The 23,188-nt window shown below is 55.3% G+C and carries 39 protein-coding genes, 1 tRNA gene and 2 pseudogenes; 2 read left to right on the top strand and 40 right to left on the bottom strand.

Translation table 11 applies throughout. The features are described from left to right. The first annotated feature begins 97 nt into the window (after positions 1-97). A complete protein-coding gene (locus M7R55_RS03995; RefSeq protein ID WP_298218707.1) occupies positions 98-460 on the top strand; it encodes a hypothetical protein in 363 nt (120 codons plus the stop codon). A 288-nt stretch (positions 461-748) separates the two neighbouring features. On the opposite strand, the gene M7R55_RS03990 is transcribed toward M7R55_RS03995, so the two are convergent. The 10 genes from M7R55_RS03990 to M7R55_RS03945 are packed head-to-tail and all read right to left on the bottom strand — an operon-like array spanning position 749 to position 9,187. Next, positions 749-1,447 carry a DUF1045 domain-containing protein gene (locus M7R55_RS03990; RefSeq protein ID WP_298218710.1) on the bottom strand — a complete coding sequence of 233 codons (699 nt, stop codon included), beginning with the start codon at positions 1,445-1,447 and terminating at the stop codon, positions 749-751. 10 nt (positions 1,448-1,457) lie between these two features. After that, entirely contained in the window at positions 1,458-2,597 is a 1,140-nt protein-coding gene (locus tag M7R55_RS03985; protein ID WP_298218706.1) for an alpha-D-ribose 1-methylphosphonate 5-triphosphate diphosphatase, read from the bottom strand. After that, positions 2,594-3,310 carry a phosphonate C-P lyase system protein PhnL gene (gene phnL, locus M7R55_RS03980; RefSeq protein ID WP_298218704.1) on the bottom strand — a complete coding sequence of 239 codons (717 nt, stop codon included), beginning with the start codon at positions 3,308-3,310 and terminating at the stop codon, positions 2,594-2,596. Before phnL ends, M7R55_RS03985 begins: the two co-directional genes overlap by 4 nt. Beyond that, a complete protein-coding gene (phnK, locus tag M7R55_RS03975) occupies positions 3,307-4,074 on the bottom strand; it encodes a phosphonate C-P lyase system protein PhnK (protein ID WP_298218702.1) in 768 nt (255 codons plus the stop codon). Before phnK ends, phnL begins: the two co-directional genes overlap by 4 nt. Further along, entirely contained in the window at positions 4,071-4,904 is an 834-nt protein-coding gene (locus M7R55_RS03970; protein ID WP_298218701.1) for an alpha-D-ribose 1-methylphosphonate 5-phosphate C-P-lyase PhnJ, read from the bottom strand. Before M7R55_RS03970 ends, phnK begins: the two co-directional genes overlap by 4 nt. Continuing rightward, positions 4,901-5,995 (bottom strand): carbon-phosphorus lyase complex subunit PhnI, encoded by a 1,095-nt coding sequence (locus tag M7R55_RS03965; RefSeq protein WP_298218699.1) that lies wholly within the window; start codon positions 5,993-5,995, stop codon positions 4,901-4,903. The genes M7R55_RS03970 and M7R55_RS03965 overlap by 4 nt, the downstream gene beginning before the upstream one ends. Continuing rightward, complete coding sequence (gene phnH / locus M7R55_RS03960) at positions 5,996-6,589, bottom strand: phosphonate C-P lyase system protein PhnH (RefSeq protein ID WP_298218697.1); 594 nt, start codon at positions 6,587-6,589, stop codon at positions 5,996-5,998. It abuts the gene before it with no gap. Then, positions 6,586-7,059, bottom strand: a complete 474-nt coding sequence (gene phnG / locus M7R55_RS03955) for a phosphonate C-P lyase system protein PhnG (RefSeq protein WP_298218695.1) — start codon at positions 7,057-7,059, stop codon at positions 6,586-6,588. The genes phnH and phnG overlap by 4 nt, the downstream gene beginning before the upstream one ends. After that, positions 7,056-7,727, bottom strand: a complete 672-nt coding sequence (locus M7R55_RS03950) for a DapH/DapD/GlmU-related protein (protein WP_298218693.1) — start codon at positions 7,725-7,727, stop codon at positions 7,056-7,058. Before M7R55_RS03950 ends, phnG begins: the two co-directional genes overlap by 4 nt. Then, entirely contained in the window at positions 7,724-9,187 is a 1,464-nt protein-coding gene (locus M7R55_RS03945) for an MFS transporter (protein WP_298218692.1), read from the bottom strand. Before M7R55_RS03945 ends, M7R55_RS03950 begins: the two co-directional genes overlap by 4 nt. Before the next feature lie 193 nt (positions 9,188-9,380). Here M7R55_RS03945 and M7R55_RS03940 point away from each other — a divergent pair. After that, a pseudogene (locus M7R55_RS03940) lies at positions 9,381-9,508 on the top strand (IS3 family transposase); the annotation flags it as partial. A 35-nt stretch (positions 9,509-9,543) separates the two neighbouring features. Here M7R55_RS03940 and M7R55_RS12230 read toward each other — a convergent pair. The 30 genes and pseudogenes from M7R55_RS12230 to rplC all read right to left on the bottom strand — a co-directional run. After that, positions 9,544-9,792, bottom strand: a complete 249-nt coding sequence (locus tag M7R55_RS12230) for an Arm DNA-binding domain-containing protein (protein WP_366881155.1) — start codon at positions 9,790-9,792, stop codon at positions 9,544-9,546. A 183-nt stretch (positions 9,793-9,975) separates the two neighbouring features. Further along, a tRNA-Thr gene (locus M7R55_RS03935) sits at positions 9,976-10,050 on the bottom strand. 102 nt (positions 10,051-10,152) lie between these two features. After that, complete coding sequence (gene rplQ, locus M7R55_RS03930) at positions 10,153-10,548, bottom strand: 50S ribosomal protein L17 (protein WP_298218691.1); 396 nt, start codon at positions 10,546-10,548, stop codon at positions 10,153-10,155. 21 nt (positions 10,549-10,569) lie between these two features. Continuing rightward, positions 10,570-11,553, bottom strand: coding sequence for a DNA-directed RNA polymerase subunit alpha (rpoA, locus tag M7R55_RS03925; protein WP_298218690.1), 984 nt, complete (start codon positions 11,551-11,553; stop codon positions 10,570-10,572). A gap of 32 nt (positions 11,554-11,585) precedes the next feature. Beyond that, positions 11,586-12,215, bottom strand: coding sequence for a 30S ribosomal protein S4 (rpsD, locus tag M7R55_RS03920; RefSeq protein ID WP_298218689.1), 630 nt, complete (start codon positions 12,213-12,215; stop codon positions 11,586-11,588). A gap of 15 nt (positions 12,216-12,230) precedes the next feature. After that, positions 12,231-12,620, bottom strand: a complete 390-nt coding sequence (gene rpsK, locus M7R55_RS03915) for a 30S ribosomal protein S11 (RefSeq protein ID WP_298218687.1) — start codon at positions 12,618-12,620, stop codon at positions 12,231-12,233. A gap of 13 nt (positions 12,621-12,633) precedes the next feature. Further along, positions 12,634-12,996, bottom strand: coding sequence for a 30S ribosomal protein S13 (rpsM, locus tag M7R55_RS03910; RefSeq protein WP_298218686.1), 363 nt, complete (start codon positions 12,994-12,996; stop codon positions 12,634-12,636). A 53-nt stretch (positions 12,997-13,049) separates the two neighbouring features. Beyond that, positions 13,050-13,163, bottom strand: a complete 114-nt coding sequence (gene rpmJ, locus M7R55_RS03905; protein WP_087447758.1) for a 50S ribosomal protein L36 — start codon at positions 13,161-13,163, stop codon at positions 13,050-13,052. A gap of 52 nt (positions 13,164-13,215) precedes the next feature. Next, positions 13,216-13,434: a translation initiation factor IF-1 gene (gene infA, locus M7R55_RS03900; protein ID WP_298218684.1), complete on the bottom strand. Its 219-nt coding sequence runs from the start codon at positions 13,432-13,434 to the stop codon at positions 13,216-13,218. 28 nt (positions 13,435-13,462) lie between these two features. Further along, the gene (secY, locus tag M7R55_RS03895) at positions 13,463-14,779 is read right to left on the bottom strand and encodes a preprotein translocase subunit SecY (RefSeq protein WP_298218683.1); all 1,317 of its coding nucleotides are present in this window, start codon (positions 14,777-14,779) and stop codon (positions 13,463-13,465) included. Positions 14,780-14,781: 2 nt separating this feature from the next. Continuing rightward, positions 14,782-15,216 carry a 50S ribosomal protein L15 gene (gene rplO, locus M7R55_RS03890; RefSeq protein WP_298218682.1) on the bottom strand — a complete coding sequence of 145 codons (435 nt, stop codon included), beginning with the start codon at positions 15,214-15,216 and terminating at the stop codon, positions 14,782-14,784. Then, positions 15,217-15,402, bottom strand: a complete 186-nt coding sequence (gene rpmD / locus M7R55_RS03885; RefSeq protein ID WP_298218681.1) for a 50S ribosomal protein L30 — start codon at positions 15,400-15,402, stop codon at positions 15,217-15,219. A gap of 3 nt (positions 15,403-15,405) precedes the next feature. Further along, positions 15,406-15,918, bottom strand: coding sequence for a 30S ribosomal protein S5 (rpsE, locus tag M7R55_RS03880; RefSeq protein WP_298218679.1), 513 nt, complete (start codon positions 15,916-15,918; stop codon positions 15,406-15,408). Between the two features lie 11 nt (positions 15,919-15,929). Beyond that, positions 15,930-16,283 (bottom strand): 50S ribosomal protein L18, encoded by a 354-nt coding sequence (gene rplR, locus M7R55_RS03875; protein ID WP_298218677.1) that lies wholly within the window; start codon positions 16,281-16,283, stop codon positions 15,930-15,932. A gap of 25 nt (positions 16,284-16,308) precedes the next feature. Beyond that, on the bottom strand, positions 16,309-16,842 hold the full coding sequence (gene rplF, locus M7R55_RS03870) for a 50S ribosomal protein L6 (protein WP_298218675.1): 534 nt from the start codon (positions 16,840-16,842) through the stop codon (positions 16,309-16,311). 12 nt (positions 16,843-16,854) lie between these two features. After that, positions 16,855-17,250: a 30S ribosomal protein S8 gene (gene rpsH / locus M7R55_RS03865; RefSeq protein ID WP_298218674.1), complete on the bottom strand. Its 396-nt coding sequence runs from the start codon at positions 17,248-17,250 to the stop codon at positions 16,855-16,857. Positions 17,251-17,265: 15 nt separating this feature from the next. Continuing rightward, positions 17,266-17,571 (bottom strand): 30S ribosomal protein S14, encoded by a 306-nt coding sequence (gene rpsN, locus M7R55_RS03860; RefSeq protein ID WP_298218673.1) that lies wholly within the window; start codon positions 17,569-17,571, stop codon positions 17,266-17,268. A 7-nt stretch (positions 17,572-17,578) separates the two neighbouring features. Beyond that, complete coding sequence (gene rplE, locus M7R55_RS03855) at positions 17,579-18,118, bottom strand: 50S ribosomal protein L5 (protein ID WP_298218672.1); 540 nt, start codon at positions 18,116-18,118, stop codon at positions 17,579-17,581. A gap of 9 nt (positions 18,119-18,127) precedes the next feature. Then, the gene (gene rplX, locus M7R55_RS03850; RefSeq protein WP_298218671.1) at positions 18,128-18,445 is read right to left on the bottom strand and encodes a 50S ribosomal protein L24; all 318 of its coding nucleotides are present in this window, start codon (positions 18,443-18,445) and stop codon (positions 18,128-18,130) included. Positions 18,446-18,456: 11 nt separating this feature from the next. Further along, complete coding sequence (rplN, locus tag M7R55_RS03845) at positions 18,457-18,825, bottom strand: 50S ribosomal protein L14 (RefSeq protein WP_298218670.1); 369 nt, start codon at positions 18,823-18,825, stop codon at positions 18,457-18,459. 235 nt (positions 18,826-19,060) lie between these two features. Continuing rightward, positions 19,061-19,327: a 30S ribosomal protein S17 gene (gene rpsQ, locus M7R55_RS03840; protein WP_298218669.1), complete on the bottom strand. Its 267-nt coding sequence runs from the start codon at positions 19,325-19,327 to the stop codon at positions 19,061-19,063. Then, on the bottom strand, positions 19,324-19,527 hold the full coding sequence (rpmC, locus tag M7R55_RS03835) for a 50S ribosomal protein L29 (RefSeq protein WP_298218668.1): 204 nt from the start codon (positions 19,525-19,527) through the stop codon (positions 19,324-19,326). The genes rpsQ and rpmC overlap by 4 nt, the downstream gene beginning before the upstream one ends. Position 19,528: 1 nt before the next feature. Further along, positions 19,529-19,945 (bottom strand): 50S ribosomal protein L16, encoded by a 417-nt coding sequence (rplP, locus tag M7R55_RS03830; RefSeq protein WP_298218667.1) that lies wholly within the window; start codon positions 19,943-19,945, stop codon positions 19,529-19,531. Then, on the bottom strand, positions 19,929-20,642 hold the full coding sequence (rpsC, locus tag M7R55_RS03825) for a 30S ribosomal protein S3 (protein ID WP_298218665.1): 714 nt from the start codon (positions 20,640-20,642) through the stop codon (positions 19,929-19,931). The genes rplP and rpsC overlap by 17 nt, the downstream gene beginning before the upstream one ends. 9 nt (positions 20,643-20,651) lie before the next feature. Next, positions 20,652-20,984, bottom strand: a complete 333-nt coding sequence (gene rplV / locus M7R55_RS03820; protein WP_298218663.1) for a 50S ribosomal protein L22 — start codon at positions 20,982-20,984, stop codon at positions 20,652-20,654. Between the two features lie 9 nt (positions 20,985-20,993). Continuing rightward, positions 20,994-21,269, bottom strand: a complete 276-nt coding sequence (gene rpsS / locus M7R55_RS03815) for a 30S ribosomal protein S19 (protein WP_298218661.1) — start codon at positions 21,267-21,269, stop codon at positions 20,994-20,996. Between the two features lie 12 nt (positions 21,270-21,281). Then, positions 21,282-22,109 (bottom strand): 50S ribosomal protein L2, encoded by an 828-nt coding sequence (gene rplB / locus M7R55_RS03810; protein ID WP_298218659.1) that lies wholly within the window; start codon positions 22,107-22,109, stop codon positions 21,282-21,284. Positions 22,110-22,119: 10 nt separating this feature from the next. Further along, entirely contained in the window at positions 22,120-22,428 is a 309-nt protein-coding gene (gene rplW / locus M7R55_RS03805; RefSeq protein ID WP_298218657.1) for a 50S ribosomal protein L23, read from the bottom strand. Next, positions 22,425-23,051 (bottom strand): 50S ribosomal protein L4, encoded by a 627-nt coding sequence (rplD, locus tag M7R55_RS03800; RefSeq protein WP_298218709.1) that lies wholly within the window; start codon positions 23,049-23,051, stop codon positions 22,425-22,427. The genes rplW and rplD overlap by 4 nt, the downstream gene beginning before the upstream one ends. Next, a pseudogene (rplC, locus tag M7R55_RS03795) lies at positions 23,051-23,188 on the bottom strand (50S ribosomal protein L3); the annotation flags it as partial. The pseudogene rplC and the gene rplD, both read right to left, overlap by 1 nt.

The raw sequence follows: 23,188 nt of genomic DNA, 5'->3' as shown, positions 1-23,188 counted from the left end.
CCGTGCCATCCGCGAAGCGGTCCGGCAACATGGCGACGCCGACCCGGCACAGTGGCTGGAACACAGTGGACAAGCGATTCGTGACCGGGTGGCGCACATGATCCGCCTGTGGGGCAGTGGCGGGCGCGCTGCCGAAGTGCTACAGCAATGCCGCGCGTGGAGGGAAGCCGGACTGCGCATCTGCCTGCGCCCGACAACCCCGATCCCGGAGACGGAAACCGGTGCGCTACTGCGCAAGGGACGAGAGTGGCTCGCCGCGCATGACGGCGTACGCTCGGTACAATCGTTCATTTCGAGCGCTGCGCGTACCGATGCAAGATACTGCTGGATCGTGCGTCATGCCAGCGCAGGCAATGCTCACGAATTCGCCGACCTGCAAGACATGCTCGTCAGCATGGAACGCGCACTCAATATCAGCGGGTTGTATTGCGACTGGACTGGCGAAGTCAACCCCGACTGAGTTTCGCGCTGTTATGCCATGGCATCAGCTGGCTGAGTTGGGCGGGTTATACGGGGACATTTTTTACTGGTTGCGCTTGCTTTGAGCGGATACTGAGTTGTATTTGGCGCTGGCCGACTTTACTACGACTGATGACAGCGCATGGTCAAAAAACTGTTTGTATATTCTACTTATTGTCGTGTTGGTGATCAGCGTTACCATGGCGTTGGATTATCAATAGGTTCGGAGGCACCCACCGCATTGTTGTTGGTTGTATGTGTGCGACGGTTTTCTTTAATCACCGCGTCTTTAACGGATAACCTCAGGTTGACGGTTTGCAAAATGGCCAGCAACTTGTCCTAACTGGAATCGTTTGCTTAGCCGCAATGGTGCGCCTGGGCTGTCTTCGATAAACGTGGCGATTGAAATGACTTGTCTGGGTTGGTTTAGTGCTTCTTCGAAGTGGCGTTTGGCATGAGTCAGTAATGTTGGGTTGGTAACGCCGCTGTTGCACAGCGTCATGTGAAATTGCCATTGATCAAGTACAAACGGATAACCCCACCGTGCCAGGTGCGCTTGAGCTTTTGGTGTTAACCCAGAAGATCGTTCTGCTTGACGTTGTGAGTCTTCCGGCAGGCGATGGTGATCGAGTTGCGTGACGCAAGCATCAGCCAGCGCATGCAGCGGTGCAGATGAATACAATGGTACAAGTGCTGCAAAATCTTGAATTGCCAGAACGGAAAGTGGTGGCAATGTGAATGGTTCGAATTGACGCGCCAGCTGCGCGACATCTTGTTCAAATTCGGTCAAGCTGCTTACGAGATGCACAGGCGCCTTGAGCGTGGCGTGAAACCCGTAACGACGTGGGGATCGGGTGTTGGTAGCAAGGTCAGGCAGATTGGGTTGTACGACCGCATGATTCGTACAGGCGTCCCGACCCAGCCAAGCGCAACCAAGTTGCCATAGCGGGTCGTTGACTTCTGGTGCGTAATACACTGCGATGCGCATCGTGTTCACTTTAAGCGATTCGTTCCCCTGCACGCCAGACCGATCGTATCACTGGCAACCCATCGTGGACATGCACGCGCACCAGATCGGCACGCAGGCCGGAGGCGATCTGGCCACGATCATTTAGGCCGACCAAAGCGGCTGGGCCAGAACTGACCAGTGCGATTGCCGCTGGTAGATTGAGAATGTTTTTCTGGGCAAGAATGAAGGCAGCTTCCATCATGGCTGCTGGTACGTAATCAGATGCCAGTGCATCGAGCAGTCCTTCGCTGATCAAATCGGTGGCAGCGATGTTGCCAGAATGTGATCCACCACGAACAATGTTTGGTGCGCCAGCGATGCAGCGTATCCCCTTCAGCTTTGCGTGACGTGCGGCTTCTAGCGATACAGGGAATTCTGAAATGGTGATGCCATCCTGGTGATTCTGTTCGATTTCAGCGGTGGTACGATCATCGTGTGATGCGAGCGGGATGTCGCGTTCGCGCAATAGGTTGAGTACACGCTCGCGATGAAGTTGGCTATAAGTGGCACGTTTTAGTTTTGCCTGGTTAATAAGTGTATCAATGTGTTCGTCAGGCAATCCTTCTTCTTGACGTAGAAGACGGAACCGATCAATGTCTGCGTACTGACCCACACCCGGGCTGTGATCCATGATGCTGACCAGTCGTACCAGTGAGTGGTCAAGCGATTGAGACAGCAGATCAGGCATTTCTGGCGCCAGCAGTTCGCAGCGCAGGTGTAGAAAATGCTCTGCTTTAAGCAAATTGGTTGTTGCCATGGTTTGCAAATCGATGAGCCCGTCACGAAAAGTCTGTGTACGTGCTTTTTCAAATCCGGCTTCGCCCAGACAAAGCGCATCGAATACAGTTGTGACCCCAGCGATTGCACATTGCGCGTCATGCGTCATGAGCGCAGAGCGCGATGGCCAGCGCGCCCGGGTGCGTGGCGAGACTTGACGTTCAAGGTTGTCCGTGTGCAGATCGACCAGACCCGGGGTCAGGTAGTCACCGTCCAGATCAATGGCGTCTGGTGGCAAACGGCTGCCATTAACGTCACGCCGTATGTCCACGATACGACCATGCTCAATGAATAGCGTACCTTGTATCACTTCATCTGCCAGAACCAGCTGTGCGTTGGTCAGAACAGTCATGTTGGAGATTCCTGTGTTTTCTGGTTGATTTGCTGTAACTGTAAAACGTGGTCGATGACCGTGCCGTGCATATCAGGGTCGTGAAAAATCCCAATGATTGCACAACCCTTGGCTTTGGCTTCTCCGATGAGTTCCACGACGATGGCGCGATTGACGGCATCAAGCGATGCAGTAGGTTCATCGAGTAACAAAATCGGCCAATCGCACACCAGGCTGCGCGCCAGGTTGATGCGTTGTTGTTCACCGCCAGAGAAAGTGGCTGGCGGTAAGCTTTGTAATCGGCTGGGAATATTTAGTCGTTCAAGCAGTTCAGCTGCGCGCATGAGGGCTTCTTGCGGGGCTATGCCCCGGTCTATGAGCGGTTCAGCAACCAGTTCAAGCGACGGGATGCGTGGGATCACACGCAGGAACTGCGAAACATAACCGATGGTGATGCGGCGCACGGCGAGTATTTGTTCGGCTGAGGCTCGCACGAGATCAATTACTGAACCCAGATGCCGAACAAGAATTTCGCCTTCGTTAACCCGATAATTGCCATACAACGCTTTGAGCAAAGTGGATTTTCCGGTGCCGGAAGGTCCGGCGAGTGCGACGCATTCGTTGGCACGTGCGGTGAGCTCGGCTGCTTGTAGCACATCCAGCTGGACACCACGTTGTTCGTGCAGAGTAAAACTTTTTGTGATGTCCCTGGCGTGTAACATAAATTCAGTCATGTTGGCAGCACCGAACTAACCAATAACTGGGTATAGGCATGATGCGGATCGTCGAGAACCTGGTCGGTTAATCCTGATTCAACAATGTGCCCGTGGCGCATTACGATCAATCGGTCAGCCAGCAGGCGTGCCACTCCAATGTCATGTGTGACCAATATGGCGGCCAAGCCAAAGCGACGTACCAGCGAACGAATGAGATCCAGAATTCGTGCTTGAACAGAAACATCGAGCCCGCCGGTTGGCTCGTCCATGAACACCAATTGGGGTTCGGTGACCAGTGTGCGGGCAATTTGTAGGCGTTGCAGCATACCACCGGAAAAACTCAGCGGCAGATCGTCCATTCGCTGCGGGTCGATTTCGACCTGTCGTAACCAATGCGCTGCGGTCTCACGGATGTATTCGTAATGTCGCGTGCCATTGGCCATTAATCGTTCACCAATATTGCCGCCAGCACTGATATTCATGCGCAATGCCATGCGGGGATTTTGATCGATAAAGCCCCAGTGCGTGCGTTGTAACCGATGCAATTCGAATTCACTAAGATCAGCCAGATTGCGCAGGTTGTCGCCATCACGCCAGAATACGGCACCCTGGTCAGCGATCAGACGACCGGAAAGCACATTGAGCAACGTGGTTTTGCCTGAACCACTTTCGCCGACAATGGCCAAGATTTCATGATGTCGCACCTTGAGCGATACATCGCTCAGTGCTGGCATGGTACCAAACCGATGATGTAGGGAAAGGGCTTCAAGCAGGGTGGTCACCGAAGAGTCTCCTGTCGGTGTTGGCAGTAATCGGTATCAGAGCAGACGAACATGCGATGTCCTTCATTGTTGATGACGATCTCATCCAGATAACTTTCCTGCGCGCCGCACAGCGAACAAGTCTGGTTTGCCCGGGTCGGATGAAAGGGGTGATCTTCGAAATCAAGGGAGCGTACTTCGGTATAAGGTGGAATGGCATAGATTCGTTGCTCACGACCTGCGCCGAACAATTGCAAGGCTGGCATGTGGTGCATTTTTGGGTTGTCAAACGCGGGTATGGGTGATGGAGATGCCAGGTAGCGGTGATTGACCATGACTGGGTGATTGTAAGCAACGGAAGCGCGTCCATAGCGGGTAATGTCTTCATACAGTTTGACATGCATGGTGCCGTAATCGGCCAGCGCATGTAGCCGCCTGGCCGCGCTCTTGCTGGGTTCGAGTCGGTACAGCGGTTCGGGCATTGGCACTTGGTATACCAAAATCTGCCCGGCTCGCAAGGGAGTTTCAGGAATGCGATGGCGGGTCTGGATGATGCTGGCCTCTGCAGTTCGGGAAGTGGTGGCAACGCCAGCAGTTAGCGCAAAGAACCGTCGGATAGACACAGCATTGGTGGTGTCGTCTGCGCCTTGGTCAATGACTTTAAGAACATCATCTGGTCCAAGCAGTGCCGCCGTTAGCTGGATGCCACCTGTACCCCAGCCATAAGGCAAAGGCATTTCCCGGCTGGAAAACGGAATTTGGTGGCCAGGAATTGACACTGCTTTTAGTATGGTGCGACGAATCATTCGCTTGGTTTGTTCGTCGAGATAAGCGAAATTATAGCCAATCATGAGGCAGCATCCGTTTCGGAGGATGATAAAGCTGCTGTCGCACGCAGGGCACGAACCATTTCAAGCTCACTTTGAAAATCAACATGGTGTGGTAGTTTTAGGTGTTCGACAAAACCAGTTGCTTCGATATTGTCGCAATGGGAGAGCACAAACTCGACCATTTGTGCAGGCGCGGTGGCAGGCTCACCCAGCTCGGCACTGCGCAATGAACGGTCGACCAGCGCGCTGGCGATGACGCGCCGGTCCGCGTGCCCGAAGCATAATCCGTAGCCACGGGTAAATTGTGCGGGCAGGTGTTTTGAACCTGTAAATTGGTTGATCATTTGGCATTCGCTTAGTGTGATATCGCCGATTTCAATGCTGAAACCCAGTTCGGCTGGCGTGATGGATACCGCCACATCACCCATTCTCAGTTCGCCGACGAAGGGGTGTGTATTGCCATAGCCGCGTTGGGTGGAATAACCCATGGCAAGCAGGAAACCTTCGTCACCACGAGCCAATGCCTGCAGGCGAGCGTCGCGAGATGCTGGAAATTCCAGTGGCGTCATGGTCAGATCTGCAGGAGGTTGCTGAGTGTCGGCATGAGGCTCAATCAGCGCTTCGGCACCCAGCAAATCGGTCACCAGTGGAGCAGAATCATCTGCAGATTCGCTGGATGGAACAGAAATCGGTATTAAAGGTTCATCCAGCAGGCTAAAATCCAACAGACGATGGCTGTAATCGGTGGTGGGTCCCAGCCGCTGACCGCCTGGCATGTCTTTGAAGATTGCGGAAATACGACGTCGCAACGACATTTTTTCTGTCTGAATGGGTTCACTTTGACCAAAACGTGGCAAAGTGGTGCGGTAAGCTCGCAGCAAAAACGCGGCTTCGATCAAGTCGCCTTGCGCCTGTTTGATTGCCAGCGCGGCCAGTTCCCGGTCATAAAGCGAACCTTCTGCCATCACTCGGTCGACCGATCGGGCAAGTTGTTGGCTGATCTGCGCAATGGTCAGTGCCGGAACATTTGGGTTGCCGCGCCGCTCTTCTGCCAGCCATGCATGAGCTGCGTCGATAGCGCGCTCCCCTCCTTTGACGGCGACATAAGCCATTTAAATAATCTCCTCAATACAAACACTGCGCGGGAGAGCGATGATTTGTTGCCCTGAACATAGGATCATATCGAGTCCGCGAGGAAAGTTTTGGTGGTTGATTTGCCATTCAGCAGCGAAGGATTCATCGAATGGCACATGCAGGTGTTGATCTTTGGCAATACCCGGCCCAGTCAAACGGTAGTGCCGCCCTTGACCGAATATTGCCATGTCAAGAACCAACGTTGCGCCTCGTTCCGGCATTTCGTCGCTACCGCTGGCCAGACTTGCCAGTGGTGGCCGTTGAGAGGTAAACAGGTAGTCGGCTTGTTTCATGTCAACTTGTGGCGCGCCACAGTGAAACGCTGCCCAATGGCATAATTCTGCTGATAAGGGCGGTAGGTAGATTCGGGTAGTGGAATCAGCCAGCGTGAGTAGAATGGCTGCCGCTGCAGATGAGATGGCAGGTGGTGGTGATAATTCGACAGTCAGGTCAATCAGGCACCCTGGGGTGCTCATGGCTTGCAGAATGCTGCGAAAGCAGCTTTGGGCGTGTTGTACCGGATGTGTAAAACCTGCCAGGAGTTCGTTGTTGGTTATTGGATGTGATGTCATGATCGCATGGTTTCTAGCGTGAAGAATTTGACTTCGGTCGCTGCCGCTTTACCAGCCAGTGTTTGTCGTTGTGCTTGTTGTATCTGGGCAAGCGGCTCGATAACCGTTGTCAGGTAAGCCGGTGCGAGAGTTGTATCTTGCAAGACGGCGTCCAGCCTTGCGATCCATTCAATGGATTTCAGTCTGCGTCCGGTTGTATAACCATGCCCAATCCGACCGGCGACATCACGAATGCTACCGCGAGAAATCGTCATTTCGCCCAGATTGAAGGCGGAACCACTGCCGCCGATGCGGCCTTGCACCATGATGAGACCCACCTCAGGACTCCGTAGCCAGTGAAATGCTGGCAGTGGGGGCGCCTGCTCCAGACAAGCAATCAGATCGGTATCTTGCGCGCGAGCCAAGATGCTCAGCCAGCGTTGGCGTGCTGCAACAGCAGGTTGTTCGGGTTCGGTGGTGGAGTTAATCATTGGTCGGTTGCTTGAATTGTTTTGTATTTAGCGCAGAAATCCGTAGCCGAAAGTGAACGAAAATCATCCAGTGCGGCATGCAGTTGTTCGTGTGGCCAGTCCCACCAAGCAATTTGTTTGAGCTGTTGGCACAAGTCAGGCTCAAAGCGAAAACGGTGTATTCGTGCAGGTACGCCCACCACAATGGCGAAATCTGGAACATTTTTAGAGACAACAGCACCCGCGCCAACTACCGCGCCATCACCAATGCACACGCCGGGCAAAATGATTGCGCCATGACCTATCCAGACATCATTGCCGATTTGCACGCTGTGACTGCGCCGCCAGTCAAAAAAACCATTTTCTTCGTTACCCATGCCATATTTGTTGGCGCGGTAGGTGAAGTGATGCAGGGCAACCCGTTCGAGTGGGTGATTACCTGGGTTGATTCGGACATTGGCCGCAATCGAGCAGAACCTGCCAATTTGTGTATAAATGACATCGCTGTCATTACCAATATAAGAATAATCACCGAGCATGCTGTCAGCGACACGGCTGCGTTCACCGATTTCGCAGTATTGTCCGAGTTCTGATTCTTTAATTCGCGCAGTTGGGTCGATGACTGGTGATCCGTCTGGCGGAAATATCTGACTGCCCAGATTGGCATCAAGCATAATCGATGGTTTCATTCGAGTTCCGCAATAACATGCAATGGTGATGGTTCGTTGGATTCGGCAATGGGCAACAGGGGCGGCATGATAGGATACGGCGCTGCGTCAAAGCTCATATCCTCTTGGTTGATGAACTCCAAAGACCGTCCTCCTGTTTCGGGTATCAGCGTATGGGTAAACCATGCACCGAGCATTGACAGGAGAACCAGCACAAAAATGGCGGATACCTCGCCAAACTGGGTAAAAATGAGGGGGAACAAGAATCCGCTGACGGATGCGCCAATACGTCCACCAATAACAGTGATGGCCTGTCCAAATGTGCGGATGCGGGTAGGCGTCAATTCCACACCGAGAATACCTGTACCGCTCACAATGGTTGCTCCATTGAGTGCAACAGTGAACAAACCATAGCTGATGAGTGCCATCATTGGAGCAACAGGAAGAAATTGTTTGAGCAAACCGAAACAGGTTAGAAAGATGGCCGCACCAATAAACCCCATTGTTTGAAGCTTTTTGCGGCCTAGCTGATCAAGAGCAAAGAATGAATAGAACAACAAACTGGGTACAGAAAAGATGATATGTGTGAACAGCGAGAAGCCAATGGGTGTCATACCCAGACTTTTGGCAATCAGTGAGGGTCCGAACAGGTCGCCCGGGTAGACAACCATGTCGAAGATCATCCACAGCAAAGTGGCAGAAAGAATGCTGTGTGCGTGTTTGGTAAGCACTTGTGCGAAGGGTCGGGTATCTGTGCTGGGGGCGGTCAGTGGTGGTTGTTGCGAGGGTTCTTGACTGCTGATTTCGCGCATGACCTTGAGCGCAGCATTCGGCTCAGCTGCCAGCCGGGATAGATAACGTGCCGTTTCTGGCATGGTGCGGCGTAAATACAATGTTGCCAGCGCGGGAACAGCCCCAGCTGCTAACACGATGCGCCATTGCCAGTTTTCGGTCACGCCGGCATGCGCCAGTAAAAAATTGAGCGTTGCGGTGGCAATCGATCCAAGCGTCCACATGACCGCGAATCCCAATCCGATCATTCGGCCACGATCGGCACGGTTGGCGTGTTCTACCGTGATGGTGGGTGAGAGCACATAATCTGCACCAATACCAATACCAAGAATGAAGCGGAACGCAATGAGCCAGTCCAGGTCAGGTGAAAAAGCTTGCGCTGCCGCCATAACACCCATCAACAACAAATCAAGCCCGTAAAAACGCTTGCGACCAAATTGCCCCAATATGCCGAAAATAAGCGCACCCAAGGCTGATCCCACCAGTGCCGATGCGGCCAGCAGCGCTGATTGCAACCCGCCAATCTGACTGATGCCAAAAGAAGTGAGTACCATTGGTAAAACGATGGCAATAGAAGTCAGGTCATAGCCATCGCAAAACACGCCCATGCCAGTGGTGAAAATCATCCGCCAATGAAAAGAATTGAATTTTTCTTCGTCAATGGTCGAAAAACTGGATTCGGATGACACGTTGATCTCCGATTGTGTGCATCCGCTAAGTGTAGTGATTGCCCGTGACAGAGCGGTGATGATTATGTTTTGATTTTATAAAGTTACAGTTAGTTTTTGCTGAATACTCCAGGAAAGATGTGAATTTAATCACCACGTCCGAAGAACATCTGAATGGCGACATCCTGAAGGAGATGCTCGGAAAAAAACAACCCGGCCATCTCGTCACCGCGAGGTACCAGGGAGATGGTGGCAAACAAAGGAATTTCGATCCGGGTGGCCTGCAATATCATGGGCATCAGCGAAACCTGCTATCGTCATGAAGCCAGGCTGAATTGCGAGCCGGGATCGCCGCCAGCACCCTTTCCTCTTTCAATTCAGCTTTGGCCGCTTTTTTGACTTCGCAAGGGGATACACCCTTTGTCACCTGCTCGCGCGCAGTCATGCCGTTTGTGCGCTTTCGCCAGGCTGATTTGCGGGTACACGCCCAACGACAGCAACTTTTCCTTGCCGAGATACGCGTATTTGAAGCACCACCACTTCGCACCCACCGGATTCACCAGCAGGCACAGACCTTTTTCTTCGTACAGTTTGAAAGTCTTCTCCGCGGGCTTTGCCTTGCGGATTGCAGTGCGGTCAATGGCATTGGGGGTAACTGTTCGTACAGGGTAAGTGTGTTACCCCGAAAATTACCCCGGCTGTCAATGGACTGGTATGGACAGCCATGTACGACAGACAGCAAAAACCCAGCATTTACGCTGGGTTAAGTGGTGTTTCTGGACTGCTCTGGATTACATGCAACGAATGGGTGGTGCCCGGTGTCAGAATCGAACTGACGACTAAGCGTTACGAGTGCCTTGTTTTACCATTAGAACTAACCGGGCGGAGGCGCGGATTATATCTTGCGCACCTGGTGGAGGCAAGCGCACAGCTGTCAGAACGGGCATGTCGCCCATGTGCGGCAGCTGCGCGCTCCTGGAAAAGCGTCAGGCGGCGCTGGCTTCCTCGACTGCTTCAACGGCACTGGAGCGATCAACCATCTCGATCAATGCCATCGGCGCATTGTCGCCCGGGCGAAAACCGAACTTGAGGATACGCAGATATCCACCGTTGCGAGCAGCAAAACGCGGTCCAAGTTCGTCGAACAGCTTGACGACCATTTCACGGTCACGCAGCCGATTGAACGCGAGGCGACGATTGGCCAGCGTCGGATTCTTGGCCAGAGTGATCATCGGCTCAGCCACACGTCGCAACTCCTTGGCCTTGGGCAGGGTGGTGCGGATCGCCTCATGACGCAGCAGGGCGTTGGTGAGGTTGCGCAACAGCGCAGTGCGGTGACTGCTGGTGCGATTCAGCTTGCGATTGGCAAGACGATGGCGCATGGTGTATTCCTTTGATTGTAATTACGGCTTTTCCAGCCCGAGCGGCGGCCAGTTTTCCAGCTTCATGCCAAGCACCAAGCCTTTGGACGCAAGCACGTCCTTGATCTCGTTGAGCGACTTGCGCCCGAGATTCGGTGTCTTGAGCAGCTCGTTTTCACTGCGCTGGATCAGATCGCCAATGTAAAAAATGTTTTCCGCCTTAAGGCAATTCGCCGAACGCACCGTAAGTTCGAGGTCGTCGACCGGACGCAACAACAGCGGATCAACTTGCGGCGCCTTGGGCGATTCTGCCGTGGCAGGCGTCCCCTTGAGATCCGCAAACAGCGACAATTGTTCCACCAGCACACGGGCAGCATAGCGCACCGCTTCTTCCGGATCGATGGTGCCGTTGGTCTCGACATCGAGAATCAGCTTGTCGAGGTCGGTGCGTTGCTCAACACGGGCGCTTTCGACAGAATAGGCCACACGACGGATCGGGCTGAACGAGGCATCAATCTGGATCGCGCCCAGCGTCTGTGTATCGTCCGGCAAACGCCGTGCCGACACGGGCTGGTAGCCACGTCCCTGCTCGACCTTGATCTCCATCTCGATCTTGCCACCCTTATTGAGGTGAGCAATCACATACTCGGGATTAATGATTTCGACGTCGTGTCCGACTTCGATATCACCCGCAGTGACTGGGCCTTCTTCGGACTTTGTCAGGCGCAACGTAGCTTCGCCACGCTGGTTGAGTCGCAGTGCGATCCCCTTCAGGTTGAGGAGAATATCGACCACGTCTTCCTGTACGCCTTCTATCGTGGAATACTCGTGCAATACGCCACTGATGCTGACCTCGGTAGGTGCTGCACCCGGCATGGACGACAGCAGGATCCGCCGCAGGGAATTGCCAAGCGTATGTCCGTAACCGCGTTCGAACGGCTCCATGATAACCCGCGCACGCTGTGATGAAATATTCTCTACTTCAATAATGCGCGGTTTCAACAAATCAGCTGTACTGCTTTGCATAAGTGATTCCTTACTTTTAAAGCTTCGCGGAATTACTTGGAATACAATTCGACCACGAGATGCTCATTGATCGTTGCCGGCAACTCTGCACGCATCGGACGGGCCTTGTACACACCCTTCATTTCCTTGGTGTTGACTTCGACCCATTCGGGGAAACCACGCTGCTCGGCTGCAGCCAGCGCAGCCTTGATGCGCAACTGCGCGCGCGACTTTTCGCCCACTTCAACCACGTCGCCCGGCTTGACCTGGTACGACGGAATGTTGACACGACGGCCATTGACCTTGATGCTGTTGTGACGCACCACCTGGCGCGACTCGGCACGCGACGCACCGAAGCCCATACGGTAGGTGACGTTGTCCAGACGGCTTTCAAGCAGTTGCAGCAGGTTCTCACCGGTCACACCGCGCAGGCGGTCGGCTTCTTTGTAGACATCACGGAACTGGCTTTCCAGCACACCGTAGCTACGACGAAGCTTCTGCTTTTCACGCAACTGAACACCATAGTCCGACAGGCGGGTATTTTTCTTCTGACCGTGCTGTCCGGGCGGATAGGCGCGGCGTTCGATGGCGCACTTCTCGGTGTGACACTTTTCTCCCTTGAGAAACAGTTTCTCACCTTCGCGGCGGCATTGACGGCATTTGGGATCGAGATTTCTAGCCACTGAAAGAACTCCTGCTTAGATACGACGCTTTTTGGGAGGGCGGCAACCATTGTGCGGCACCGGGGTCACGTCGGAGATGCTTGTGATACGGAAACCAGCATTGTTGAGTGCGCGCACGGCGGACTCACGGCCAGGTCCTGGACCCTTGATGCGAACTTCGAGGTTCTTCACACCGCATTCCTGGGCCAGCTTGCCGGCATTTTCGGCAGCGATCTGCGCAGCAAAAGGAGTGCTCTTGCGCGAACCCTTGAAGCCGGCACCACCCGAAGTTGCCCACGACAGCGCATTGCCCTGACGGTCGGTAATGGTCACGATGGTGTTGTTGAAAGACGCATGAATGTGCGCGATGCCTTCGGCAACGTTCTTTTTGACTTTCTTGCGTACACGGATATTTGCTTTGGCCATGTCTGTTCAATCCTTATTTGGAGGCGCGAATGGCTTTCTTCGGCCCCTTGCGCGTGCGTGCGTTGGTACGAGTGCGTTGACCACGCACCGGCAGGCCGCGACGATGACGCAGGCCACGATAGCACCCCATGTCCATCAAACGCTTGATGTTCATGGTGACTTCACGCCGAAGATCGCCCTCAACCGTATGGCGAGCCACGCCTTCGCGCAGACGCTCCATGTCGGCGTCGGTCAGATCCTTGATCTTGGTGCTGGAACTAACGCCAGCATCCGCGCAGATCTTGCGCGCAGTAGTACGGCCAATGCCGTAAATTGCGGTCAAGGCAATTTCAGCATGCTGGTGATTGGGGATATTCACCCCGGCAATACGGGCCATTCGATTACTCCGGACTCAAAACGTTGAATACTAACATAAAATCTGCGAGCAGATCAGCCCTGACGCTGTTTGTGGCGCGGATCTTCGCAAATCACGCGGACCACGCCCTTGCGGCGCACAATCTTGCATTTGCGACAAATCTTCTTGACGGACGCCTGTACTCTCATTGCTCACTCCTTGCTGATGCGACCCGCCGCCAGGCGGATTCATTCCATTCATTCACTTGGCACGGAAGGTAATCCGGCCTTTGCTCAAATCATAGGGCGTCAGTTCCACAGTCACCTTGTCGCCCGGCAGGATCCGGATGTAGTGCATCCGCATCTTGCCCGAAATATGCCCCAGTACCACGTGACCATTCTCAAGCTTGACCCTGAACATCGCGTTGGGCAAGGTTTCGAGAATTTCACCCTGCATCTGGATGATGTCTTCCTTTGACATGCTCAGCCTCTCATCCAGTCAACACGCATCACAATCCCCCACCCTTGAAATTGGCCTTTCGCAACAGCCCTTCATATTGCTGGGACATGATGTAAGCCTGCACTTGCGACATAAAGTCCATGGTCACCACAACAATGATCAGCAGCGATGTGCCACCAAAATAAAACGGTGCATTGAACTTGACGATCAGAAACTCGGGCACCAGACACACCAGCGTAATGTAGATCGCACCAATCAGCGTCAAACGCGCCATGATCTTGTCAATGTAACGCGCAGTCTGTTCACCCGGCCGGATACCTGGAACAAACGCACCACTTTTCTTCAGGTTGTCAGCGGTTTCTTTCGGGTTAAACACCAGTGCCGTGTAAAAAAAACAGAAGAACACGATCGCCGATGCATACAGAATCACATAGATCGGTTGGCCCGGAGAAATCGCCGCCGCGACGTCTTTAAGCCAGTACAGGCTGTTGTGACTACCGAACCAGCCGGCCAGCGTCGCCGGAAACAAAATGATGCTGGAAGCAAAAATCGGAGGAATCACGCCTGCCATGTTCAGCTTGAGCGGCAGGTGCGAACTCTGGCCACCATACATTTTGTTGCCCACCTGGCGCTTGGCATAATTCACCAGGATCTTGCGCTGACCCCGCTCGACAAACACCACCAGCGCAGTCACCAGCACCACTGCTGCAAACAGCATCAGCACAACCGGAATCGAAAACGCACCGGTTGATGTCAATTCGAGCGTGCCACCAATTGCATGCGGCAAACCTGCAACGATCCCGGAAAAAATGATCATCGAAATCCCGTTGCCGATACCGCGCTCGGTGATCTGCTCACCCAGCCACATCAGGAACATGGTTCCGGCAACCAGCGTCATCACCGCAGTGATGCGAAACACAAATCCGGGATCCACCACCAGACCGGGTTGCGATTCCAGCGCCATGGCAATGCCCAGACCCTGGAAAAATGCCAGCCCAACGGTGCCGTAACGCGTGTACTGCGTAATCTTGCGCCGACCGGACTCGCCTTCCTTCTTCAGTGCCTCAAGCTGTGGCGACACCACCGTGAGCAACTGCATGATGATCGACGACGAAATGTAGGGCATGATCCCGAGCGCAAACACGGTAAAACGCGACAGTGCGCCACCCGAGAACATGTTGAACATGCCCAGGATGCCATTTTGCTGGGTTCTGAACAACCGCTCCAGCGCCACAGGATCAATGCCCGGCACAGGTATATGCGCACCGATGCGGTAGACGATCAGCGCGCCGAGCAGAAACAGCAGCCTCCGCTTCAGATCACCGAATTTGTCAGCCCCAGCCAGTGACGCGTTGCCCGCAGCCAATTTCACTCCTCGCAGCGGCCGCCAGCCGCTTCAATCGCAGCACGGGCGCCTTTGGTGGTCAGCAGACCACGCAGTGTCACAGCACGACCGATCTCACCGTTGAGCACGATCTTGGCAGCACGTGCTCCGACAGGCACGATACCAGCGAGCTTGAGCGCCTGCAGGTCAATGTCGGCGACCGGCAGCTTGTTCAGCGAGCCGAGCAACACCTGCGCCGTATCACCGGCAGTCATCGAGACGAAGCCGCGCTTGGGCAGGCGACGTTGCAGTGGCATCTGACCGCCTTCGAAACCCACCTTGTGAAAACCGCCGGCACGAGACTTCTGCCCCTTGTGACCACGGCCGCAAGTCTTGCCCAGACCGCTGCCAATGCCACGACCGACACGACGCGCAGCCTTGCGGCTACCGGGACCGGGATGCAAATTATTCAGTTCCATTTAACCCTCGCATTTCACCAGATAAGACACCTGGTTGATCATTCCGCGGTTAGCCGGCGTATCCAGCACGTCAACGGTATGGTTGATACGCCGCAAACCAAGACCGCGCACGCAAGCTCGATGCGCCTGCTTGGTGCCAATCAGGCTTTTGACCAGCGTAACCTTAAGGGATTTGGCCGCAGTCATCACTTACTCCATAATCTCGGCGACAGACTTGCCACGCTTGGCGGCAATCTCGGCCGGAGTGTTGATCTTCAGCAGTCCGTCGATCGTCGCACGCACCACGTTGTACGGGTTGGCCGAGCCAATGCACTTGGCAAGCACGTTGTGCACGCCCATCACTTCAAACACGGCACGCATCGGACCGCCAGCAATAATCCCGGTACCTTCCGATGCGGGTTGCATGTAGACTACCGCCGCTCCATGACGACCAATCACCGAATGATGCAGGGTGCCATTTTTCAGGTTGACCTTGCGCATCTTACGGCGTGCTTCATCCATAGCCTTCTGTACCGCCACGGGCACTTCACGCGACTTGCCCTTGCCCATACCAATGCCACCGTCACCATCACCGACTACGGTCAGTGCGGCAAAACCAAGAATACGGCCACCCTTCACCACTTTGGTGACGCGGTTGACCGCCACCATCTTCTCACGCAGGCCGTCGCTGCTTTCCTGCTGATTCGCTTCGATTTTAGCCATATGACCCTCGATCAGAAATTCAGTCCGTGCTCACGCGCGGAGTCCGCCAGCGCTTTGACGCGGCCATGGAAGCGGAATCCGGAGCGGTCGAAAGCAACCTGGTCGATTCCCAGCGCACGCGCCTTTTCAGCAATGCGCTTGCCCACCAGTGTCGCAGCGGCGATGTTGCCGCCGTGGGGCAGCTCGCCACGCACCTCGGTTTCTACCGTTGACGCGCTCGCCAGCACCTTGCCGCCGCTCGCATCAATGATCTGAGCGTAAATGTGGCAATTGGAGCGGTAAACAACCAATCGGGTTGCCCTCTGGTCTGCGATGCGAGCGCGGGTTTTGCGCGCCCTGCGCAGACGCGCAGTATTCTTGTCCATGATATTAAGCCCTTGTCAGCCCGTATTATTTCTTCTTGGTTTCCTTGATTACCACCACTTCGTCGGCATAGCGCACGCCCTTGCCCTTATAGGGCTCGGGACGACGGTATGCGCGCACATCGGCTGCAACCTGCCCAACCACTTGCCGATCGACACCCTTGATCAGGATTTCGGTCTGGGTCGGGGTTTCAACCTTGATCCCTTGCGGCATCTTGTGCACAACGGGGTGCGAATAACCAAGCGTCAGATTCAGCGTATCACCTGCGGCCTGTGCCCGGTAACCCACGCCGACCAGAAGCAATTTCTTTTCGAAGCCTCGCGTTACACCCTGCACCATGTTGGCAAGCAGCGCACGCATGGTACCGGACATGGCATTGGCGCGAATCGACTCACCCACAGGAGCAAAATGCAGCGCATCGCCTTCACGGGTGATCTGAACATCCTTGTTGGCGGCCTGATCGAGCTTGCCGAGCGGGCCCTTGACTTCAATGCGTTCATCGCCCAGAACGACTTCAACGCCTGCCGGAATGGTTACCGGATTTTTAGCTACGCGAGACATGACATTCCTCCATCAGGCCACGATGCACAGAACTTCACCACCAACACCGTTGGCGCGCGCGCGACGATCTGTCATCACGCCACTGGAAGTCGACACAATCGCAATACCCAGACCATTCATCACTTTAGGTAACTCATCGCTGCCGCGGTAGATGCGCAGGCCGGGACGGCTCACACGTTCGATGGTCTCGATTACGGGGCGACCAGCATAATACTTGAGCTGGATATGCAGCTCGGACTTGCCTTCAACGTCGACCACGGAAAAGTTCTCGATATAGCCTTCTTCCTGAAGCACTTTGGCAATCGATACCTTGACCTTGGAACTGGGCATCCTTACTTCCGACTTCTCAACCATCTGCGCATTGCGGATACGCGTCAGCATGTCGGCAATCGGGTCACTCATACTCATGCGGATTCTCCCTGCTTACCAGCTTGCCTTGACCATGCCAGGCACTTCGCCACGCATGGCATATTCGCGCAACTTGATGCGCGACAGGCCGAATTTCTTGAACACGCCGCGCGAGCGACCGGTAATGGCACAACGGTTGCGCAAGCGCACCGGACTGGCATTGCGCGGCAGCTGCTGCAGCTTGACGCGCGCCTCGTACCGGGTTTCGTCGTCCAGTTTCTGGTTGTTGACGGTCGCGAGCAATTCGGCACGACGCGCAGCAAATTTCTCGACCATGGCGCGACGCTTGGCCTCGCGGTTAATCAAAGAAGTCTTAGCCATGTGACCCTCAGTTTTTAAATGGGAACTTGAAGGCAGCCAGCAAGGCGCGCGCTTCAGCATCGGTTTTGGCGGTGGTGGTGATCGTGATGTTCATCCCGCGCAGCGCGTCGATCTTGTCATACTCGACTTCCGGGAAGATGATCTGCTCACGCACACCCATATTGTAGTTGCCGCGACCATCGAACGCCTTGGCGGACAAGCCACGAAAGTCGCGAACACGCGGAATGGCAACCGTCACCAGGCGGTCGAGAAATTCGTACATGCGTGCGCGACGCAGCGTCACCATGCAGCCCACCGGGTAATTGTCGCGAATCTTGAAACCTGCGATCGACTTGCGCGACTTGGTAACCACAGGCTTCTGCCCGGCAATCTTCTGCATGTCCGCTACCGCGTGATCCATGACCTTCTTGTCAGCCACAGCTTCGCCCACACCCATATTGAGCGTGATCTTTTCAATCACCGGCACTTCCATGATCGACTTGTAGCCGAACTGGCGAATCAGTTCCGGCACGACAGTTTCCTTGTAAAACGACTGCAAGCGAGCCATATCCACCTCTTACACATCCACCACTTCGTTTGTCGACTTGAACACGCGCACCTTGCGCCCATCTTCGAGCACACGGAAACCAACGCGGTCAGCGCGGCCGGTCGCCGGATTGAACAGCCCGACATTGGACACCTGCAGCGGCATCTCGCGCGGCACAATCCCGCCTTGCTCGCCCTTGACCGGGTTCGGCTTGACGTGCTTCTTGACCATGTTCACACCTTCGACAAGCAGGTGCTGCTCGTCGACAACGGACAGCACAGTACCGCGCTTGCCCTTGTCCTTGCCGGTTCTGACAATGACGCTGTCACCCTTACGAATCTTGTTCATGCGCTGACCCCTTATAGCACTTCAGGCGCAAGGGAAACGATTTTCATGAAGCGTTCCGTGCGCAGCTCCCGCGTGACCGGTCCGAAAATACGGGTTCCGATCGGTTCGAGCTTGTTGTTGAGCAGCACCGCTGCATTGCCGTCGAATTTGACGAGCGACCCATCCGGTCGACGCACGCCCTTGGCGGTGCGCACGACCACAGCATTGTAGATATCGCCCTTCTTCACGCGGCCACGCGGTGCGGCATCCTTGATGGTCACCTTGATGACATCACCGATGCTGGCGTAACGACGCTTGGAACCGCCGAGCACCTTGATGCACATCACCGAACGTGCGCCGGTATTGTCGGCCACATCCAGCCGGGTTTGCATTTGTATCATTTCATTTCTCCAACTTACCTGTCGACAGGCAAACCTGAATGACAGCCAGTTTTGGACCCGTACGGGCAGATTGCCGTTGCCGGCAGAACGAAGCTCAACATCATATCAGCTGCGCGGCAACATGGCAAGCAAAAATGCACCTTAAGCTTGCCAACCGTGCAGATCCGCATCTTCTCGCGATACCGGGCCTTTTACGTACCGGTCCCGCTCCGGCCAGGTGCGGCCGGAAATGGTGTCAGCCCGCCGCCTTGGTGACGAGTTGCGACACGCGCCATGTCTTGGTGCGCGAAATCGGTCGGCACTCTTCGATGACAACCAGATCGCCTTCGCCAAACTCATTCTTCGGATCATGCGCATGGTATTTTTTGGACCGACGCACAACCTTGCCGATCACCGGATGTTTCACCTTGCGCTCGACCAGGACCGTGACGGTCTTGTCCATCTTGTCGCTGACAACGCGGCCTGTCAGGCTGCGAACCACCTTGTTTTCCGTATCGCTCATTTCGTACCCGCCTGCAGTTCTTTTTCGCGCAGCACAGTCTTGGCGCGCGCAATGCTCTTGCGCAGCTTGCCCAGTTCGCTCGTCTTTGTGCTCTGCTGGGTTGCTATCTGCATGCGCATGCCGAAGCGGGCACGCAGAAGCTCCAGAAGTTCCTGTTTGATTTCGGGCGTCGTCTTGACGCGCAATTCACTCGCCTTCATGTCAACCGCCTATCATTCGCGTAACAAACGTGGTCGCCAGCGGCAATTTGGCAGCAGCCAGGCGAAACGCCTCGCGTGCCAGAGCCTCGTCAACGCCGTCCATTTCATACAGCACCTTGCCGGGCTGGATTTCGGCCACATAATACTCCGGGCTGCCCTTGCCGTTACCCATACGGACTTCGGCAGGCTTCTCGGAAATGGGCTTGTCCGGAAAAATGCGGATCCAGATGCGACCACCGCGCTTGATATGGCGCGTCATGGCACGACGTGCGGCTTCGATCTGGCGCGAGGTCAGACGACCACGGCCTACGGCCTTCAAACCAAAATCGCCAAAGCTCACGGTGTTACCGCGCGTTGCAATCCCGGTGTTACGACCCTTCTGTTCCTTGCGGTATTTTCTTCTAGCTGGCTGCAGCATGCTTGACTCCTGGCTTCCTTACGCGCTTCTCCGGTTCGGCGGGGACCTGGGCAGCAGCAACTTCGCCCTTGGCCAGCGCATCACCCTTGTAAACCCACACCTTTACACCGATCACGCCATAAGTGGTCTTGGCTTCGTAAAAACCGTAATCGATATCCGCACGCAAGGTGTGCAACGGCACACGACCTTCACGGTACCACTCAGTACGGGCGATTTCCGCACCGTTCAGCCGCCCCGAACTCATGATCTTGATGCCCTGGGCACCCAGACGCATGGCGTTCTGCATTGCGCGCTTCATGGCACGACGGAACATGATGCGCTTCTCGAGCTGTCCGGCAATATTGGCTGCGATCAGCTGGGCATCGATTTCGGGTTTGCGCACTTCCTCGATAGACACATGCACCGGCACGCTCATCATTTTCTGCAGCTGAGCTTTCAGCACTTCAATGTCTTCGCCCTTCTTGCCGATCACCACACCAGGACGCGCACTGTGAATGGTGATGCGCGCATTCTTGGCAGGACGCTCGATAACGATCTTGCTGATCGATGCGTTGGCAAGCTTCTTCTTCAGGTATTCGCGAACCTTGATGTCTTCATTGAGCTTGGTGGCAAAGTCCTGGCTATTCGCATACCACTTCGAACTCCAGTTATGGTTGACGCACAGCCTGAGACCTGTTGGATGAATTTTCTGACCCATGTCCGTTCCTTATTGGTCGCCAACCGTTACGACGATATGGCAGGTGCGTTTGGTGATGCGGTTGCCACGGCCCTTGGCGCGGGCAATAAACCGCTTCATCGACGGGCCTTCGCTGACGATGATTTCCGCCACTTTCAGTTCGTCGATATCGGCACCATCATTGTGTTCGGCATTGGCAATGGCCGATTCAAGCACCTTGCGAATGATAAACGCGCCCTTTTTCGGGCTGAAGGCAAGGATGTTCAGTGCCTTGTCTACCGGCAGGCCGCGCACCTGATCCGCAACCAGCCGCCCTTTCTGGGCAGAAAGATGCGTTGCGCGCAAAACAGCAGATACTCTCATCATAGGCTCCTATTTCTTCGCCTTCTTGTCGGCAGCGTGACCCTTGAACGTGCGGGTCAGGGAAAATTCTCCCAGCTTGTGGCCAACCATGTTTTCAGAAATGAACACCGGGATATGCTGCTTGCCGTTGTGCACTGCAATGGTCAGCCCAATGAAATCAGGCAGCACGGTAGAGCGGCGCGACCAGGTCTTGATCGGACGCTTGTCGTTGCCGGCGCGCGCTGCGTCGACTTTCTTTTGCAGGTGCGCGTCGACAAACGGGCCTTTTTTAATCGAACGTGGCATATTTCCACCTAATTAACGTTGATGACGACGACGCACGATCATGTTGTCGGTGCGCTTGTTGCGACGGGTACGGAAGCCCTTGGCCGGCACGCCCCATGGGCTGACCGGATGACGTCCTGCCGCAGTCTTGCCTTCGCCGCCACCATGCGGGTGATCGACCGGGTTCATGACCACGCCTCGCACCGTCGGGCGAATACCACGCCAGCGGGTTGCACCCGCCTTGCCGAGCGAACGCAGCGAATGTTCTTCGTTGCCGACTTCGCCGATGGTCGCACGACAATCGACGTGCACCTTGCGAATTTCACCCGAACGCAGGCGCAGCTGGGCATAGCTGCCCTCACGCGCCAGCAGTTGTACGGATGCGCCAGCGGAGCGCGCGAGCTGCGCACCCTTGCCAGGCAGCATTTCCACACAGTGAATGGTCGTACCCACCGGAATGTTGCGCAGTGGCAGCGTGTTGCCCGCCTTGATCGGCGCATCCGAGCCATTCATCACCTGCGCGCCGACTGCGACACCCTTGGGTGCCACGATGTAGCGACGCTCGCCATCCGCATAGCACAGCAGAGCCAGATTCGCGGAACGGTTGGGATCGTACTCAAGCCGCTCGACCTTGGCCGGAATGCCGTCCTTGTTGCGACGAAAATCGACCAGACGATAATGCTGCTTGTGTCCGCCACCCATGTGACGCACAGTGATATGGCCATTGGCGTTGCGGCCGGCCGTCTTGCTCTTCTTTTCCACCAGCGCGGCGTGGGGACGTCCCTTGTGCAACCCGGGCGTCACCACCTTGACCACTGCACGCCGGCCAGGAGAGGTAGGTTTTACTTTGATCAATGCCATGACTTGCTCCCTACTGACCGACGAACTGGATTTCCTGCCCAGGCTTCAGGCAGACAAAGGCTTTTTTCCAATCGCTGCGACGGCCCATCATGCGACCGAAGCGCTTCTCTTTGCCCTTGACGTTCAACACCTGCACGGTGTCCACTTCCACCTTGAACAGCAGCTCGACCGCAGCCTTGATCTCAGGCTTGGTAGCGTCCGTTGTGACGCGGAAGATGACCTGCTCGTGCTTGTCGGCAACGCGCGTACTCTTTTCGGAGATCAGCGGGGCCAGGATCACCTGCAACAGGCGTTCTTCTGAATATCCATGCGCGCTCATGCGAACAACTCCTCAACCATTTTCACCGCCGCCTGGGTCATGACCACCTGATCGTAACGAATCAGGCTGACCGGATCGACATGGCGCGGCTCAAGAACCAGCACATTGGGCAGATTGCGCGATGCAAGCCACAGGTTGTCATCCAGCGAATCAGTGATGATGAGCACGCGCCCATCCATCAGCCCCATCCCTTTGAGCTTCTGCACCAGCTGGCGGGTCTTGGGAGCATCGACAGCGATGGTTTCCACCACCGAGAGGTGCTGTTCGCTGGCCAGACGCGAGAATATCGACGCCATGCCGGCGCGATACATCTTGCGGTTGACCTTCTGACTGAAATTCTCTTCAGGCGAATTCGGGAAAATCCGGCCACCACCACGCCACAGCGGACTGGAAGACATACCGGCGCGGGCACGGCCAGTACCTTTCTGACGCCACGGCTTATGGGTGGTGTGGCTGACTTCGCCCCGGTCTTGCTGCTTGCGGTTGCCGCTACGAGCGTTGGCCATATAGGCCGTAACCACCTGGTGAACCAGCGGCTCGTTGAATTCACGTCCGAACAGTCCATCGGACACGGCAAGGTTGCGGGTGCTTTGACCCTTTTCGTCAATGATTCTGAGTTCCATCATGCACCTGCCTTCACGCTGGGCCGCACCACAACATGACCACCCTTCGACCCGGGGACGGCACCCTTGACCAGCACCAACTGGCGTTCGACGTCGATACGGACCACTTCGAGCTTCTGCACGGTACGCTTGACAGC

It is taken from the genome of Halothiobacillus sp. (genome assembly GCF_027346185.1).
In the GTDB taxonomy this organism is placed as follows: Bacteria; Pseudomonadota; Gammaproteobacteria; order Halothiobacillales; family Halothiobacillaceae; genus Halothiobacillus.
The sequence above is the reverse complement of the archived record's forward strand: the minus strand, read 5'-3'. Positions and strand labels throughout refer to the sequence as shown.